Origin of the sequence: Streptomyces sp. Q6 (assembly GCF_036967205.1) — a bacterium.
Classification (GTDB): domain Bacteria; phylum Actinomycetota; class Actinomycetes; order Streptomycetales; family Streptomycetaceae; genus Streptomyces; species Streptomyces citrinus.
On the sequence record NZ_CP146022.1, the window covers coordinates 4,836,732 to 4,850,027 of the forward strand.

At 70.7% G+C, this 13,296-nt stretch carries 17 protein-coding genes and 1 tRNA gene; 12 read left to right on the forward strand and 6 right to left on the reverse strand.

The annotated features are described in order from the left end of the window. Positions 1–12 precede the first annotated feature (12 nt). From V2W30_RS22705 to V2W30_RS22740, 7 genes are read left to right on the forward strand one after another with little or no spacing between them, the layout of a single operon-like run. Positions 13–474: a hypothetical protein gene (locus tag V2W30_RS22705; RefSeq protein WP_338699211.1), complete on the forward strand. Its 462-nt coding sequence runs from the start codon at positions 13–15 to the stop codon at positions 472–474. Continuing rightward, positions 471–1,004, forward strand: a complete 534-nt coding sequence (locus V2W30_RS22710) for a hypothetical protein (RefSeq protein WP_338699212.1) — start codon at positions 471–473, stop codon at positions 1,002–1,004. The genes V2W30_RS22705 and V2W30_RS22710 overlap by 4 nt, the downstream gene beginning before the upstream one ends. A 30-nt stretch (positions 1,005–1,034) precedes the next feature. Then, on the forward strand, positions 1,035–1,559 hold the full coding sequence (locus V2W30_RS22715) for a hypothetical protein (RefSeq protein WP_425244584.1): 525 nt from the start codon (positions 1,035–1,037) through the stop codon (positions 1,557–1,559). 14 nt (positions 1,560–1,573) lie between these two features. After that, positions 1,574–2,311, forward strand: a complete 738-nt coding sequence (locus V2W30_RS22720; protein WP_425244692.1) for a LysM peptidoglycan-binding domain-containing protein — start codon at positions 1,574–1,576, stop codon at positions 2,309–2,311. An 8-nt stretch (positions 2,312–2,319) separates the two neighbouring features. Further along, positions 2,320–2,547, forward strand: a complete 228-nt coding sequence (locus V2W30_RS22730; RefSeq protein WP_338699216.1) for a holin — start codon at positions 2,320–2,322, stop codon at positions 2,545–2,547. Next, a complete protein-coding gene (locus V2W30_RS22735; protein ID WP_338699218.1) occupies positions 2,547–2,972 on the forward strand; it encodes a hypothetical protein in 426 nt (141 codons plus the stop codon). Before V2W30_RS22730 ends, V2W30_RS22735 begins: the two co-directional genes overlap by 1 nt. 1 nt (position 2,973) lies before the next feature. Further along, positions 2,974–3,339, forward strand: coding sequence for a hypothetical protein (locus V2W30_RS22740; protein WP_338699220.1), 366 nt, complete (start codon positions 2,974–2,976; stop codon positions 3,337–3,339). 40 nt (positions 3,340–3,379) lie between these two features. On the opposite strand, the gene V2W30_RS22745 is transcribed toward V2W30_RS22740, so the two are convergent. After that, positions 3,380–3,817, reverse strand: a complete 438-nt coding sequence (locus V2W30_RS22745; RefSeq protein ID WP_338699222.1) for a GNAT family N-acetyltransferase — start codon at positions 3,815–3,817, stop codon at positions 3,380–3,382. Further along, positions 3,789–4,997, reverse strand: coding sequence for a helix-turn-helix transcriptional regulator (locus V2W30_RS22750; RefSeq protein ID WP_338699224.1), 1,209 nt, complete (start codon positions 4,995–4,997; stop codon positions 3,789–3,791). The genes V2W30_RS22745 and V2W30_RS22750 overlap by 29 nt, the downstream gene beginning before the upstream one ends. Positions 4,998–5,349: 352 nt before the next feature. On the opposite strand from V2W30_RS22750, the gene V2W30_RS22755 reads away from it, so the two are divergent. Continuing rightward, positions 5,350–5,544 (forward strand): hypothetical protein, encoded by a 195-nt coding sequence (locus V2W30_RS22755; RefSeq protein ID WP_338699226.1) that lies wholly within the window; start codon positions 5,350–5,352, stop codon positions 5,542–5,544. After that, a complete protein-coding gene (locus tag V2W30_RS22760) occupies positions 5,525–5,683 on the forward strand; it encodes a hypothetical protein (RefSeq protein ID WP_338699228.1) in 159 nt (52 codons plus the stop codon). Before V2W30_RS22755 ends, V2W30_RS22760 begins: the two co-directional genes overlap by 20 nt. A gap of 81 nt (positions 5,684–5,764) precedes the next feature. Here V2W30_RS22760 and V2W30_RS22765 read toward each other — a convergent pair whose 3' ends face one another. Then, positions 5,765–5,998 (reverse strand): helix-turn-helix transcriptional regulator, encoded by a 234-nt coding sequence (locus tag V2W30_RS22765; RefSeq protein WP_338699230.1) that lies wholly within the window; start codon positions 5,996–5,998, stop codon positions 5,765–5,767. Between the two features lie 656 nt (positions 5,999–6,654). Next, a tRNA-Arg gene (locus V2W30_RS22770) sits at positions 6,655–6,727 on the reverse strand. 262 nt (positions 6,728–6,989) lie between these two features. On the opposite strand from V2W30_RS22770, the gene V2W30_RS22775 reads away from it, so the two are divergent. Continuing rightward, positions 6,990–8,714 carry a class I adenylate-forming enzyme family protein gene (locus V2W30_RS22775; RefSeq protein ID WP_338699231.1) on the forward strand — a complete coding sequence of 575 codons (1,725 nt, stop codon included), beginning with the start codon at positions 6,990–6,992 and terminating at the stop codon, positions 8,712–8,714. An 18-nt stretch (positions 8,715–8,732) separates the two neighbouring features. Here V2W30_RS22775 and V2W30_RS22780 read toward each other — a convergent pair whose 3' ends face one another. Further along, positions 8,733–10,007 carry a M6 family metalloprotease domain-containing protein gene (locus tag V2W30_RS22780; protein WP_338699232.1) on the reverse strand — a complete coding sequence of 425 codons (1,275 nt, stop codon included), beginning with the start codon at positions 10,005–10,007 and terminating at the stop codon, positions 8,733–8,735. A 237-nt stretch (positions 10,008–10,244) separates the two neighbouring features. Here V2W30_RS22780 and V2W30_RS22785 point away from each other — a divergent pair, with 237 nt between their 5' ends. Continuing rightward, positions 10,245–10,910, forward strand: coding sequence for a TetR/AcrR family transcriptional regulator (locus tag V2W30_RS22785; RefSeq protein ID WP_338699233.1), 666 nt, complete (start codon positions 10,245–10,247; stop codon positions 10,908–10,910). A gap of 200 nt (positions 10,911–11,110) precedes the next feature. Then, positions 11,111–12,640: an MFS transporter gene (locus V2W30_RS22790; protein WP_338699234.1), complete on the forward strand. Its 1,530-nt coding sequence runs from the start codon at positions 11,111–11,113 to the stop codon at positions 12,638–12,640. 38 nt (positions 12,641–12,678) lie between these two features. On the opposite strand, the gene V2W30_RS22795 is transcribed toward V2W30_RS22790, so the two are convergent. Further along, positions 12,679–13,185 carry a MarR family winged helix-turn-helix transcriptional regulator gene (locus V2W30_RS22795; protein WP_338699236.1) on the reverse strand — a complete coding sequence of 169 codons (507 nt, stop codon included), beginning with the start codon at positions 13,183–13,185 and terminating at the stop codon, positions 12,679–12,681. Positions 13,186–13,296 lie beyond the last annotated feature (111 nt).

Below are 13,296 nucleotides of genomic sequence, written 5' to 3' on the forward strand. Positions count from 1 at the left end.
CAGGAGCAGCCTGTGGCCATCGCCGTTGTGCGCGCCGAGAACTACTACGTGCCGCCGCCGCCCATGCCTGCCGACGCGTGGGCTGACACCCTGCCCGCAGAGCTGGTCTTCGTCTGGACCGAGTACCGGCTGAGCCGACGCGTCACCATGCCGGACGGCGTCCTCGATGGAGAGCCTGCCCTGTACGCCCGCGTCGACTCCAACCGCTGGCTCGTGCAGTGCGTGTGTGGCAGCGCCGACATCATCTCCCCAGCCGACCCACGCTGGGCCTGCGTCACCTGCGGCTACGGCTGGGTGTCGATCATCGTGCCCACCGCCGACGAGGTCGCCGCGATCGAGGCGCAGCTGCTCAAACAGCCCCGCCCGAATCGGCGGTTCTGGTGGCATCCCAACGATCCGGCCAACCCGGACCGGCCCACCGATGCCCCGATCCCGCCGACCGAGCCGAGCAGGGTAGGGCAGGTGCTGAAGTGACGTTCTCACCCCGCACCTGGACGTCCGGTGAGGTAGCCACCGCGGCCATGTTCAACACCGAGATCAGAGATCAGTTCAACTCGTTCTTCGGCGCCTGGTCGACGTACACGCCCAGTTGGGGAGCCGACGGCGGCGCGGCCCCCACGCTCGGGAACGGATCATTGACCGGCCGGTACCTCAAGACCGGACGCACCGTCGACTGGGTCCTTCAGCTGACATGGGGGTCGACCTCGGCGGCCGGCGGCGGCGGGTCCAGTGAGAACTGGTGGTTCGGACTTCCCGCAGCGCCCGCCGCCGGTTTCAGCCAGCGCATCGTACAGGCCGATGCGTTCGACAACAGCGCCTCCCTGCACTACGCCGGAACGGCCATCTACAGCACGCTCAACAGCGGCTGTGTGAAGACGTTCGTCGACCAGCTCGGCACCGGCCTCGTCGCGGCCAACGCTCCGATCTGGGACAGCACCGCCCCGTTCGTCTGGGCAGCCAGCGACATCCTCTACGCGTCCGGCCGGTACGAGGCTGCCGCCTGATCTGCCCAACACCCCGCCGCCCCGCGCCTGATGGCCGGGGCGTTCGTCGTTCCTGGAGGCCTCGTGACGAACGTGTACGTCTGCTCGCTGAAGACCGACACCCCGCAGGCCATCGCGCCCGGCGGCACCTACTCGATCGTCCGGTTCCCGTATGCGGCGGGCGCCGAGTCCTACGACCCGCACGGCATGCACGACCCCGTCGACCCGCTCGGCTACGAGGTGCGCGACTGGCAGCGCGACGACCGGTCCGGGCTGATCTGGCCCACCATCGGCGGCTGGGCCACGCTCACGTCGCTCATCTACTGGGAGTCCGGCGACTACGACGAGCTGCGCGACCGCTACGTCCGCGACCCGCTCTCCCTGGCGGGCGGCCCGGACTCCACCGCGACCGAGCATCGCGCCCCCAGCCCCGGCATCCAGTGCTTCCACAAGACGCACCAGATGTTCGTCACCGTCGGCACGCCGGTGGCACTGCTCGCCGGACACACCGCGCCGAAGAACGTCCGCATCACCCTCGCCGAGTTCAAGCTCGCCATCACCCCCGAAGGGATCTGACCGTGGCACCACCCATGACCGCCGCCGAGTTCCTCGCCGCACTGAAGGCCGAGGGCCTGACCGTGGTTGAGGTCGGCGACTGGCGCCACCACAACCGCAACCACAAAGGCGCCTGGGGCCCCGTGAACGGCGTGATGATCCACCACACCGTCACCTCGGGCACCGCGGCCACGGTGCGGATCTGCCGCGACGGGCACGCCGACCTGCCCGGCCCGCTGTGCCACGGCGTCATCGCCAAGAACGGCACCGTCCACCTCGTCGGCTACGGCCGCGCCAACCACGCAGGCCTCGGCGACGACGACGTCCTCCAGGCCGTCATCGACGAGCGCGCGCTGCCCGCCGACAACGAGGCGAACACCGACGGCAACGCCCGCTTCTACGGCTTCGAGTGCGAGAACCTCGGCGACGGCCGCGACCCGTGGCCCGCTGCGCAGATCGAGGCGATCGAGCGCGTGGCCGCCGCGATCTGCCGCCACCACGGCTGGTCGGAACGTTCCGTCATCGGCCATCTGGAGTGGCAGCCCGGGAAGGTCGACCCGCGCGGGTTCGGCATGGCCTGGCTGCGCGGCCTCGTCCGCGACCGGCTCAAGCCGAGCACCACCTACACCGTGCGCGCGGGCGACACCCTCTCCTCGATCGCCGCGGCCAAGCTCGGCAGCGCCGCCCGGTGGCGCGACATCGCCACTCTCAACTCCCTGAAGAATGCCGACGAAATCTCCGTCGGCCAGACGCTCAAGCTCCCCAAGAAGTGAGGTCGACCATGGCCAGCCCCTCCGCCCCGATCGAGAAGAAGGTCACGGCGTCCAGCGCCCTTGCCTACCTCGCGAGCCTCGCCGGGCTCGCGATCCTCGGCGCCGTCACCGACAACCCGTCCCTCGTCTCCGGCATGCCCGACGCCCTGGAGCCGTTCGTCCTCGCCCTGGTCCCGGCCGCCGCGTCGTGGATCGCCGGATGGGCGGCACCGCACACTCCGCGCTCGGACGTCTGATGAGACCGGCGGTCCAGCAGCTCACCCGGCGCCTGGGCCGCCGCGGCGCCCTGCTGACCCTCAAGGGAACCATGGCCGTGCTCTACGGATACGGGCAGACGAGCCAGCCCACGGGCAACTCCAACGGTCTGACACTGCTGCTGAAGCTGCGCCCTCTGGAGTTCTGGGGGTGGGCGTGGGTGGCCGCCGGGGTCATCGCCCTGGCGTCCGCATGGCTCCCTGCGCGCAGGGACTGGCCCGGGTTCCTCGCGGTGTGGCTGATCGCCACCCCGTGGGCCATGGCCTACCTCGTCTCTTGGTGGCCACTCGGCGAGTTCAGCCGCGGCTGGATCATCGCCATGATCTTCGGCGCGTTCGGCGCAGTGTGCCTCGTGGCCATCGGCTGGGACGAGCCTGCACGACAGGAGCCCCAGCGTGAGACCTGAGATGCTGACTGCGCTGAGCGCCCTCGCCGTCGCCCTCGTCACCGCGGCGGGCGGCATCCTCACCGCGGTCATCGGCCGGCGCCAGCCCCGCCGCCCGCGCGGCGCCGAACGGCGAGACGACTTCACTGCCGTCACCGACAAGCTCGGCGAGCACATCGCGCGCCTGGAGCGCGACGCCGAACAGGATCGTCTACAGGCTGAGGCCGACCGCGCGAGGATCACCGCGCAAGACTTCGCGCTGCGGTACATCGCCGGGTGGGCGCGCTCGCTCGTCGCCTACATGCGCCAGGCGCAGCTCGAACCGCCACCGCCGCCGCAGCCGGTACCCGACGAGGCGCGCGCGTACATGCACGATCTCAGCAACTGACCAGGGCCCCGCTCTCCTTCGGGAGGGCGGGGCCCTTTCGTCATGCCCGGTAGAAGACCTTGCCCTGGTGCGGCTGGACGCCGAGCGCCTCGTACAGGGCCAGCGCGGGCGGGTTGTCGGTGTCGGCCGTCCACTCGACACGCGAGCAGCCGAGACGCACGGCTTCCTCGCGGAGCGCGGACATCAGAGCGCGGGCCACGCCGCGGCGCCGTGCCGACTCCCGCACGAACAACTCCTTCAGGTACAGCGAGGTGTCGGCACCGGCCGCGGGCCACAGCCGCGAGTACGACGCCATGCCGAGCACCTCGTCACCGTCGCGGGCGAGGAGCACCGTCGCGACGGGCTGCTCGCTGAAGAGCGCGGCCCGTATCTGGTCAGGGTCTCCGAGCGTGTACTCGCCGCCGTAGTACTCCTCGATCTCCCCGAGGATCACCGACAGGACGTCTGTGTCAGCCGCTGTCGCCGTGCTGATCTCCACGCGTGCGCTCCATCTCGCCTGGGGGCAGCGCGAGAATCTCGCGCAGCGCCCGCACCTCATGCACCCCATGTGCACCGGGAGGCACGGTATCGGCGACCTGCTGCGCGCGGTAGATGATCAGTGCGGTGCGATGTTCCTGGTGCAGGCCCACCAGGGTGCGCGTGACCTGGTCGGCAGCGTTGGCCGGATCGCCGTCCATCACCGTGCACATGGCGGTGTCGAGCGCGACGAGAGCCCGGTCCATCCGCTCCGCCGTCGGGTACAGCTCGGCGGCACGGGAGAGTTCCTCCCGGGCACGGCCTGTCTCCCCGAGATGCGTCAGCGCATTCCCCGCGTGGAAGCGGAGTTGGGACTCGTTGTACCCGAACGCGCTGCCGATCTGCTCGTCCTCGGGAAGCCGGCCGAGCGCAGTCTCCGCGGAGACGAGGGCGCGCGCAGCCGACTCTCCGTCGCCGAGCCGCGCATGGGCGCGGGCCTCAAGGGGAGCGGCAAGGGCCGGGCCGACGCACGGCAGGCCGCCCGCCACCTGCTGTGCGCGCATCGCCAACTCGACGGCGCCGTACAGGTCGCCGGTGTAGTACAGCTGGTACGCCTCATGTGCGTACGCCCACGACAGGGTGGTCCGGTCCTCGGCGGATGCGGCCGCCGTGCGCGCGGTACGCCACCAGGAGGCGGCCCGGTCGTCCCCGAGCTTCAGGAGGGTCAGGGCGGTGAGGCCGGACATGCGGGCCGCGCCGACGAGGAGGCGACGGCGGACCGCTGGCGGGTGCCGGTGGGTGAGCAGGACGCGTAAGTCCTGGAAGTCGGCGAGCAGTTCGGGGAAGTGCACGGCCTCGGGCCGGTAGCGGGTGGCGCGGCCGTGCCGGGCGATCGTCCAGTCGATCTCGTCCAGGCTGCTGTCGCCGAGCGGCCCTGCGGCGAGGACCTCGTGCAGTCCGGCCTGTAAGGCGTCGGCCTGCTCGATGGGTGACTGGCCCGTCCTGACACCAGCGAGCGCCGACAGCTCCCCGCCCGCGCGGAGGGCGTCATCGAGGGCGCGGGCGATCTGCGCGGTGGGCTGGCGTATGCCCTTCTCCAGGTAGGAGATGAGGCTCTTGCTGCACGAGGCGAGGTCGGCGACATCGCGCAGGCTGCGCTCGCCGCGCCACCGGCGCAGAGCTTCAGCGAAGGACTCCGTCACGGTGCCTCCGTCTTCGGAGTGTCCACTGTCCACTCAGCTGTGGACGGGTGTGGACAGCCCGGTCCTAGTGATCGCTGTCCGTATGCACAACGCTACCGGTGAGAGCTGAAGCGCCGCAGGAAATGGCGCACCCCGGCGACCGCGCAAACGGTCCCGGGGTTGGCCGACTGGATGGAGTCGACATGGCCGACAATACCGAGCCACCCGGCGCAGTGGCAGTGGCAGATACGGCGGCAAGCCTGGCGTACCGCGCGCTCCTGGCGCACATCACCTCGTGCGTCCGCTGCGCAGCGAACTGGCGAGCCTGCCCGACGAGGCGCGCCCTGTCGGAGACGTGGCGCGAGGTGCGGTCGTGAGAGCGGAGACCGCCCGTCGCTGTAGCTACTGCGCGCGCGAGCTGCTCCCCGGCCAGCCGACGACACAGTACGTACCGCGGCCGCCGGTCATCGCCAGTCGCGTGCACATCGAACTGCACGACGAGTGCGTCGTGAAGGCGACCGAGGCGCCGGCCGTGAAGGGCGGTGACCGTGAACACGCGGCCCCGTAGCGAGACGGTCCCGGAGTGCCGGGCCTGGCACCCCAACCAGGTCTACCGCTGCACCCTGCCGAAGGGGCACGGCGGCCAGCACAAGCACGCGTACTCGGGCCCGGTCATCGACGGCTGGCGCCGCGGCACGCACTGGTGACATGAGCCCCCGCCGTCGTACCGGGACCCCGTACGACGGCGGGCGGGCGGCGGTCGACGGCAATCGGGCCCGCCGCCCACATCAGACAAGATCGCTGAGGTCGCAGCCGAGCGCGGCAGCAATCCGGATCAGGGTGTCGACGGACGGGCTCTGTTTCCCCGCCTCGATGTTCACGATCGAGGGCCGGTCCACTCCGGAGTTGAGCGCGACCATCTCCTGCGTCATGCCGGCCTCTCGGCGCCGAGCACGGATGCGGGCGCCCACGGCCCGGCGACGGGCGAGGACCCAGTCGGGCGGAGGGTAGGCGGACGGCACTCTGTCCACCGTTGTGGGTGCATGATCGAATGTCTGTAGGAGTATGCCTACATCGCGGAGTGAACAGCGCGCTGTACGGCGAGGGGTTCACACGGGGCGTGATCGGAATGCAAGAACGAGTGCACGATGCACACTGTCGGCATATGCCGACAGAGGGGAGGGTAAGTACCGGCCGCCAGCCCTGGCTTCGCGCCACTGTCGCCGTGCCCGGCGGGTGAAAAACGTGAAGAGTGCACGCACAGCTCTGCGGCATATGCCACGACGCCGCAGAGCTACGGGTAGTCTCTGTAATTCGAAAGCTTGTTCGCTCGAAAGGGTGAATGACTCGGAACCAAGGCATCCGTTAGACATGGTGGGAAGTCGTACCCGGCGGAACACCCCAAGATCGTGCGTCGTCCGCCACTGGTGGCCCGGTCAGCCGACGACGCACAAGTCCGGCCCCCCTCATGCCGCGAGGGGGGCCGGACGCTTTGTGGGTGTCGTGACCTGCAACGACGGCTTGATCATTTAGGAGTCATTTAGGAGCCGCGCCCCTGTACTAGGGGTGTATCGAGAATGTGCGACACAGTGCCGAGACTGTACCCAAAGCGGAGACAGAAAGACCCCGGACCCCGCTTGACCTGCGGTTTCCGGGGCCTTTCCCCTGATCACGAACGTGCCCCCGGCAGGATTCGAACCTGCGACACCAGCTTTAGGAGAGCTGTGCTCTATCCCCTGAGCTACGGAGGCCAGACGCGGTGTGCCGCCGTTGACGGCTGTACACCGGCGCCAGTGTAGCGGGTGGGCGTGGCCCCCTGCCGAGGGTGCCTCCGTGCAGGTCGGGTGAGACTTCTGCCCCTTCGCGGTCGTGGCGGCACCGTGCGTGAGCGGGTGGGCGGTGAGCGGGCGGTCGGCGCGATCGTGGGGCGGGGCCGGCGGCTGTCGGCCCGGGGCGGGGTGTGGCCCGCACGTATCTTGACGGGGACCCGCTGCGCGGACGTACCGTCCCACAATGGACTCTCTGGAAGCGTTGCTCACCGCGCCGGGTGCACCCTTCGCCGTCGAGCGGGGTGAGGACGGGGGCCTCGCGTACGCCGAAGGGCCGCGCACGCTGCGGGAGTTCGCCGAGACGACGTGGGCGTTCGGTGACACGCCGTTCCTGATCGCCGAGACCGGACGGCTGACGTACGGCGAGTTCTTCGCGGCGGCCTGCGCCCTCGCCCGGCGTTTCCTCGACCCGGGGGAGGGTGGCTACGGGCTGCGGCCGGGGGATCGTGCCGTCATCGCCATGCGTAATCACCCCGAATGGCAAGTCGCCTTCTGGGCCGCGCAGTTGGCGGGTCTGGTGGCCGTGCCGCTGAACTCGTGGTGGACCGCCGACGAGTTCGCGTACGCCCTCGACGACTGCGAGCCCGGCGTGCTGCTCGTCGACGGTGAGCGCTACGAGCGCGTCGCCCCGTGGCTCGATGCCGCGGGCCGGGGAGGAGAGGGAGGGCGGCGGCCCTGGACGCTCGTGTTTCATGACGGGGGGCGGAGCGTGGGTGGGGCGCGCGTCGAGCGGTACGTGGATCTGCCGCCCGCCGATCCGCAGCTCGGGCCGCCCGACATCGACGTGCAGCCGGACTGGGACGCCACGATCCTCTACACGTCGGGGACCACGGGCCGGCCCAAGGGTGCCGTCGCCACCCACCACGCCCACATGGGCGCCATCGCCAACCCCCGCTATTTCGCGGCGCTTTCCAGTCTCGGGCGCGGCCAGATCCCCGGGCAGGGGCCGGTGCCGGTCGGGCTGCTCACGTTCCCCTTCTTCCACGTCGCCGCGTTCACCGGGTTCTACGGGGCCATGGCGGCGGGCGGCACTCTCGTACTGCTGCGCAAGTGGGACCCGGACGCGGCGCTCGCCGCGATCCGTGACCACGGTGTCGCCGCCTTCGGCGGCGTGCCGACCACCGCGCTGCAACTGTTGGCCAGGGCAGCGGAGTTGGGGGATCCGCTACCGACGTTGACCATGTTCAACACCGGCGGGGCCGCGGCCCCCGCCCACCTCGTCGGCCGGCTCACCGACCACTACGGCGAACGCATCGAACCCCGCAACGGCTACGGGCTGACCGAGACCCTCGGCGGCGTCACCGCCAACTTCGGCGACCAGTACCGCCGTTGGCCCGCGAGCGTGGGGCGGCCCGCGCCCGCCGTGGAGACCCGGATCGCCGGGCCGGACGGCACGCCCCTGCCCGACGGGGAGATCGGCGAGCTGTGGCTGCGCGGCCAGTGCCTGGTGCGCGGCTACTGGCGGGACCCGGCGGCGACCGAGGCGGCGTTCACCCCGGACGGCTGGTTCCGCACCGGCGATCTCGCGACCTCGGCGGACGGCCGGATCAGCGTCGTGGACCGGATCAAGGACATGGTGATCAGGGGCGGCGAGAACGTCTACTGCGTCGAGGTCGAGTCCTGCCTCCACGACCACCCGGACGTCCTGGAGGCCGCGGTCGTGGGCGTCCCGCACCCGGAGCTCGGCGAGGAGGTGGCGGCCCTGATCCGCACCCGCCCCGGCTCGGACCTCACCGCGGAGGCGGTCCGCGCGTTCGCGGCGAAGACCCTGGCGGCCTTCAAGGTCCCGGCCCACGTACTCCTCCAGGAGACGGAGCTCCCCCGCAACGCGACGGGGAAGGTCCTCAAGCGGGACGTGCGCGCATCGGTGACGCGAGCGCGACCTCGGCCGAGCCCCTCCGGCGATTGAGAGCGGAGCCCGAAGACCTCAGCGGCGGGTGACGTACACCCGGTAGTTCCCGGACGAGTCCGCCCCGCCCACGGAGATCCGCACGCCCGACTTCCGGTCCCGGAAGACCTCCCCGGGGCGGAACGGCGCGTCGGAGAGCTCCGCGTGCACGTTGGGCCGCCGCGTGCACCCGCCGCTGTCCGGCGTGGAGTCCTCCACGGTGACGGGGCCGTGCCCGGTGTCCACGTCCGCGTCGACCTTGTAGACGAGCACGCCGGGCCGGCACACCGCCTCGTCGTTGCCCTCCTGCGTCCGCACCTCGATCGCGTACCCGGTCTTCTCGGTCAGCGGCACGAACGCCATCTTCGTCCCGCCGGCCCGCCCGAGCGGCGTCAGCAGGTGCTCGGTGGTGCCGGGCTGCGCGGCGCAGCCGATCTGGGAGTCGTCGAGCCAGCCCAGCTTCCACTTGTGCCAGCCGAGGAGGTCGTTCCCGACACCCCAGTCCTCGCTCATGATGTCCCAGTGCCCGACGGCCCCGCCGCCGTCCTGGGTGTAGAGGTCGGGCAGCCCGAAGACGTGCCCGTTCTCGTGCGGAAGGACCCGGTAGCCGGTCTCCGCGTAGCTGCCGGAGCCGTCGTCCTGGCGGGAGTACACGAACGACACGTTCGACAGCGGGGCGCCGTCGGCGACCGGCGCCTCGTGGTTCCCGGCGAACGTCACGGACAGCACGGTGTCCAGGGCGGACGGCCCCGCGTTCGGCGTGGTCAGGATGTTCACCAGGTCGTACTGGCGGAAGTCCACGTCCTGGTCGGCCGCCGCCACGATGTCGTCGACCAGTTCGCGGTAGCCGGGCTCGAAGGGGGCGCCGCGCTCTATCCCGTACGCGGCGAACGGCTTCGGCATCCGCAGCCAGTGCTGGACGGGAGCCTCGGGCCGGTAGTCGAGGCGCCCGTACGAGCCGGTCTCGAACCACTTCTGGGTCTTCGGGAAGAACTCGCCGAGCCGGTCCATCGCCGTGCCCTCACCGGGCGCGTCCGGGAAGTCGATCATGAGGTTCAGGGCGCGGACGGTGCCGGTGGACCGGGCGTAGCCGGGAGAGGTGGGCACGCCCTCCGACATCTGCACGCCGAGCGCGCCGCGGATCATGCAGGGCCCGAGCGACGTCGCCCGCGCCTGGGCCACGGGGCCCGCCGCGCTCGTCGAGCCGTCGAGGAGGCGGCCGGTGCTCGCCGTCATGGTCAGCGCGAGGGCCACCGCCGTGGCTCCGGCGAGCATCGCGCCCCGTCGGCCCCTGCGTATCCGCTGCTGCCGCATTCGACCCGCCTCACGCTCGGCTCCTTTTCGATCACCCTGTGTCGAGGTGCGGCGGGCCGCGCGCTGGGTGCGCCGATCGTGGGTTTCTGCCGCACGGGGGGTGTGAGCCAGGTCACATGCGCGCCGGGAAATAACCGGGGACGTTCTCCCCGTTTAGTCGTGTGTCCGCGTGAAGCGGGGACTCGCTCCCCGGTTACGCGCCGGCACCCCAGTGAACCGAGACCGAAGGAGACCGCCGTGGTCACCGCCACCGCCACCGAGCAGCCGCAGTGCCGTGCCCCGCGTCCGCGGGCCGACGCCGTGCGCAACCGGGAGCGGATCGTGGCGGCGGCACGCGAGCTGCTCGTCGAGCACGGGACCGACCTCCCGCTCGACGAGGTCGCCCGCCGGGCCGGCGTCGGCAACGCCACGCTGTACCGGAACTTCAAGGACCGCGGCGAACTGATGCACCACGTCGTTCTCACGGTCACCGATCACGTCACCGAGCACGCGGAGCAGGCGCTCGCCGCCGAGGAAGCCGGCGAGAAGACCGCGTTCGAGGCGCTGCGCACCTTCGTGCACCTGGCCGCCGACGAGCGCATCGGCGCGCTCTGCCCGATGCTGAACGCCACCTTCGACAAGGACCACCCGGACGTCGTCGCCGCGCTCGACCGGCTCACCGCCGGCATCGAGGAGCTCATCGGACGGGCCCGTACGGCGGGCCAGCTGCGCACCGACGTCGGCGTCGGGGACCTGATGGTCGCCCTCTCCCAGCTCACCCGGCCGCTGCCCGGCACCGCGTGCCTGGACTTCGACCGCTTCGTACACCGTCATCTCCAGCTGTTCCTCGACGGCCTGATGACACCCGCCCGCTCGGAACTCCCGGGCGAGGCCGCGACCTTGGAGGACCTCCGCCAGGACTGAGGCCCCGCCCTCGTACCACCACGCCTCGTACGACCTCGACCTCCTCGTACGACCACGAACCCGTACGACGACCTCGACCTCGTACGACCCCGACCTCGCACGACCACGACATGGAACACGCGACGCGGCGCACCCGCGGCGTCCGTGCGGATCCATACAGAACCGATTTCTCACGCTTAACCACGACTTGGAGTCCCGCTGTGGGTACCCCCTTGCCGGAAACGGCTTCTCTCGACGGCGACGCGCGCCGCTGGAAGGCCCTGGTCTTCATCGCGCTCGCTCAGCTGATGGTCGTCCTCGACGCCACCATCGTGAACATCGCCCTGCCCGCCGCCCAGACCGACCTCGGCATCTCCGACGGCAACAAGCAGTGGGTCATCACGGCCTACGCGCTCGCCTTCGGCGGCCTGCTCCTGTTCGGCGGACGCATCGCCGACCTGTGGGGCCGCAAGCAGACCTTCGTGACCGGCCTGCTCGGCTTCGCCTTCGCCTCGGCGCTCGGCGGCGCCGCGCAGAACGAGGCCATGATGTTCGGCGCCCGTGCGCTCCAGGGCCTCTTCGGGGCGCTGCTCGCCCCGGCCGCCCTCTCGCTGCTGGCCGTCATGTTCACCGACGCCAAGGAGCGCGCGAAGGCGTTCGGCATCTACGGTGCGATCGCCGGTGGCGGTGGCGCCGTGGGCCTGATCCTCGGCGGTTTCCTCACCGAGTACCTGAACTGGCGCTGGACGTTCTTCGTGAACATCCCGTTCGCGATCATCGCCGCCGCCGGTGCGTACTTCGTCATCCGTGAGCCGGCCGGCGGCCGCAACCGCTCGCCGCTCGACATCCCCGGCGTCGTCCTCTCCACCCTCGGCCTGGTCTCCCTGGTCTACGGCTTCACGCGCGCCGAGTCCGAGGGCTGGTCGGACCCGACCACCATCGGCATGTTCGTCGCGTCCGCGGTCCTGCTCCTCGCCTTCGTCGCCACCGAGGCCAAGGTGAAGCACCCGCTGCTGCCGCTGCGCGTCGTCGCCGACCGCAACCGCGGCGGTGTCTACGCCTCGCTCGGCCTCGCCGTGATCAGCATGTTCGGCCTGTTCCTCTTCCTGACCTACTACCTGCAGATCGTGAAGGGCTTCTCGCCGGTCAAGACCGGCTTCGCGTTCCTGCCGATGATCGCGGGCATGATCACGGGCTCGACCCAGATCGGCGCCCGCCTGATGACGCGGGTCCCCCCGCGCCTCCTGATGGGTCCGGGCTTCCTGCTCGCCGCCTTCGGCATGCTGATCCTCACGCAGCTCCAGGTGGACTCCTCGTACGCCGGTCTGATCCTGCCCGCCCAGCTGCTGCTCGGCCTCGGCATGGGTACGGCGTTCATGCCCGCCATGTCGCTCGCCACGATCGGTGTCGAGGCGCGGGACGCGGGTGTCGCCTCCGCGATGGTCAACACCTCGCAGCAGGTCGGCGGCGCCATCGGCACGGCCCTCCTGAACACGATCGCGGCCTCGGCCACGACCGCGTACCTGGTGGACCACGCGGGCGGCAGCGTGAACCAGCAGCTGCTCCAGGCGCAGGCCATGGTGGACGGCTACACGCACGCCATCTGGTGGGCGGTCGGCATCCTCGCCGTCTCGGCGACGATCGCGTTCGCGCTCATCAACACCGGCGTCCCGGGCTCCGGTCCGGCCGCCGCGTCCGGCAGCACCGAGGGTGTCGAGGACGAGGTGCCGATCCCGGTGATCGCGCACTGATCCGGCGCACGGCCGTGACGGCGGCCGTGCCCCCGCTCTCACCTGAGCCAGGGGAGGTCCGCCCCGGCCTCCTTGGGCTGAAGTCCCTCGGCGACGATCCGCATGATCTCGCCGAGGGACTTCTGCTGTTCCGGGGTGAGCCGGTCGAACAGGGCCTGGCGGACGGCCGTGACATGGCCGGGCGCGGACCGCTTCAGGACGTCGAGGCCGGCGTCGGTCAGGACCGCGAACTGCCCGCGCTTGTCCGAGGGGCAGTCCTCGCGCCGCACCCAGCCGCTCTTCTCCAGGCGCGCGATCGCGTGCGACAGCCGGGAACGGGTGATCTTCGCGTTGATCGCCAGCTCCGTCATCCGCAGCCGCCGCCGCGGCGCCTCGCTGAGTGCGACCAGGAGCCCGAAGTAGACGTGCGGCATCTTCGCGTCGCGCTGCAACTGGCGGTCGAGGTGATCCTCCAGCAGCGTGGTGGCGTGGAGGTACGCGCGCCAGGTCAGCTGCTCGTCGTCGGTGAGCCAGTGCGGCTCGTCGGGGGTGTGTTCGGGCTCCATGGCAACCATCGTAAAGACCTCCTCCTTGAATATTAAACAAACCGGTTGTACGTTCGTCAGTACTTACACTTGAAACTTCAAGGAGGCTGGTCACCGTGTCCACCGCACCCG

Bases quoted from the DNA above. Each gene is read 5' to 3' on its own strand.
- V2W30_RS22715 (WP_425244584.1), top strand. From the start codon at position 1,035: ATGGCCGGGGCGTTCGTCGTTCCTGGAGGCCTCGTGACGAACGTGTAC.
- V2W30_RS22720 (WP_425244692.1), top strand. From the start codon at position 1,574: ATGACCGCCGCCGAGTTCCTCGCCGCACTGAAGGCCGAGGGCCTGACC.
- V2W30_RS22730 (WP_338699216.1), top strand. From the start codon at position 2,320: ATGGCCAGCCCCTCCGCCCCGATCGAGAAGAAGGTCACGGCGTCCAGC.
- V2W30_RS22735 (WP_338699218.1), top strand. From the start codon at position 2,547: ATGAGACCGGCGGTCCAGCAGCTCACCCGGCGCCTGGGCCGCCGCGGC.
- V2W30_RS22740 (WP_338699220.1), top strand. From the start codon at position 2,974: ATGCTGACTGCGCTGAGCGCCCTCGCCGTCGCCCTCGTCACCGCGGCG.
- V2W30_RS22775 (WP_338699231.1), top strand. From the start codon at position 6,990: ATGGACTCTCTGGAAGCGTTGCTCACCGCGCCGGGTGCACCCTTCGCC.
- V2W30_RS22780 (WP_338699232.1), bottom strand. From the start codon at position 10,007: ATGCGGCAGCAGCGGATACGCAGGGGCCGACGGGGCGCGATGCTCGCC.
- V2W30_RS22795 (WP_338699236.1), bottom strand. From the start codon at position 13,185: ATGGAGCCCGAACACACCCCCGACGAGCCGCACTGGCTCACCGACGAC.